This window comes from Actinosynnema sp., assembly GCF_052038725.1.
In genome coordinates this window covers 1-1,768 of the sequence record NZ_JBQGCX010000967.1, presented here as the reverse complement: position 1 = coordinate 1,768, position 1,768 = coordinate 1, and the positions used below count along the sequence as shown (strand labels likewise).

The following is a 1,768-nucleotide window of genomic DNA, read 5'->3' as shown; positions in this document are numbered from 1 at the left end:
CGGGGACGAGCTGCTGTTCGTGGCGGCGCAGGACGTGGAGCGGGAGATCAGGACGGCGCTCGGGTACTGAGGCCGTCGTGCGCGAGGGCCCCGGAACCGGTGGTTCCGGGGCCCTCGGGTCTTCTCGGCGGGTCTGCTCCGGCGGGTCTGCTCCGGCTGGGGCGCCCGTGCGGCGCGGCTAGCGCTGGCCGGGGGTGCCGGAGCGGTCGGGCGCCTCGGCGTCGGCCGGGTCGCCCGCGACCTCGGTCCGGGGCTCGGGCGCCGCCTGCCCGGCCGGGTCGCCGTAGCGGGCGCGCAGGCGCTCCTCCTCGGCCGCCTCCTCGGCCTCGGCGCTCTCCTTGAGGGCGGCCAGGCGCTTGTCGGAGCGGCGGACCGCCCAGACCGTCGTGGCCACGGCGATCGCCATCAGCGGGTAGCCCATCGCGATGCGGGCGAACGCCAGCCAGCCCACCGAGGCCTCGTCGTAGAGCCAGCGCTGCACCGCGAAGCGGGACAGGAACACCAGCGCCCACACCAGGGTGGCGATGTCGTAGTCGCGGACCGACGCCCTGTCCTCGCGCCACGCGCGGCCCTGCCCGTTGAGGAAGGACCAGACGACGCCCGCCAGCGGCCAGCGCAGCGCGATGGACAGCAGGAACGCGCCGCCGTAGACCAGGCTCTGCCAGATGCCGAAGAGGAAGAAGCCCTTGGCCGAGCCGGTGCGGTAGGCGATGAACGCCGCGAGGCCCACGCCGAACACGGCGGAGATCGCGGGCTGGATCGAGCCCTTGCGCTTGGCCAGCACGACGCCGATCACGAGCGCGGCGCCGAGGGCGCTCCAGATGGCGGGCACCAGGCCCGCGAAGGAGTTCACCAGGACGAAGACGACGACCGGGAGCGCGGAGCAGGCCAGGCCGACGACCCCGCCCATCTGCTCCAGCATGGTCGGCTGCTCTTCGGGCTGGTCGGACTTGTTCGCCTGGGTCATGAAGCCGTCTGCAGCTCGTAGTAGGGGTTGTAGAGGACCTTGCGGCCGTCGCGGACGGCGATGCGGCCCTTGGCCTTGATCGTGCGGCCCGGCTCGATGCCCGCGATGCGGCGGCGTCCGAGCCAGACCAGCGTCACGCCCTCGGTGCCGTCGTACAGCTCGGCCTCCAGCGTCGCGGCGGCGTCGCGCGGGCACAGCTCGACGCTGCGCAGCCTGCCCATCACCGTCACCTGCTCGCCGGACTTGCAGTCGCACGCGCGGACCGCGCCGACCTCCGCGGCTTTTCGCGAGAGGTCGTCGGCGTCCAGCTCGCTGACGTCGGTGGTGAGCCGACGTACGAGGCGACGCCAGTAACCGCCCCCGGAACTAGCCATCCCCGACTCCTGGGTGCTGTGGGTGCGGGGCCTCGACGCCGAGGCCCCATCTGCTCGTCAGGGTAACCGTGCGCACCCGTTCGGGTATCCGACCGGGGGAGGATGTGGGGTCGTGAACAACACAACCGTCCTGGTGGTGCCGGGGACCGCCTCGGACGAGGTCTTCGTGCGCTCGGTGTTCGCCGGACCGGTGGCCCGTGCGGGTGGTCGGCTGGTGGCGGTGACGAGCGCGACGGTGGCCGGGCACCTGGCGGCGCTGGACGCCGGACCCGCGCGCTTCGTGGTGGGCGGGGTGTCGCTGGGCGCGCACGTGGCGGTGCGGTGGGCGGCGCGGAACCCGGAGCGGTGCCTGGGGCTGCTGCTGGCGCTGCCCGCATGGCCGGGGTCGCCGGCGGGCGCCCCCGCCGCGCTGTCGGCGCTCGCGAGC

At 74.2% G+C, this 1,768-nt stretch carries 3 protein-coding genes; 1 reads left to right on the top strand and 2 read right to left on the bottom strand.

Features of this window, described 5'->3' with window-relative positions; translation table 11 throughout:
* Window positions 1–178 precede the first annotated feature (178 nt).
* Both ACTUAL_RS20585 and ACTUAL_RS20580 read right to left on the bottom strand, forming a co-directional pair.
* Window positions 179–967 carry a DUF3159 domain-containing protein gene (locus ACTUAL_RS20585; RefSeq protein WP_440901392.1) on the bottom strand — a complete coding sequence of 263 codons (789 nt, stop codon included), beginning with the start codon at window positions 965–967 and terminating at the stop codon, window positions 179–181.
* A complete protein-coding gene (locus ACTUAL_RS20580) occupies window positions 964–1,341 on the bottom strand; it encodes an OB-fold nucleic acid binding domain-containing protein (RefSeq protein WP_015800359.1) in 378 nt (125 codons plus the stop codon). Before ACTUAL_RS20580 ends, ACTUAL_RS20585 begins: the two co-directional genes overlap by 4 nt.
* A gap of 112 nt (window positions 1,342–1,453) precedes the next feature.
* Here ACTUAL_RS20580 and ACTUAL_RS20575 point away from each other — a divergent pair.
* The coding region (locus ACTUAL_RS20575; RefSeq protein WP_440901391.1) for an alpha/beta fold hydrolase at window positions 1,454–1,768 on the top strand (315 nt) is incomplete at its 3' end.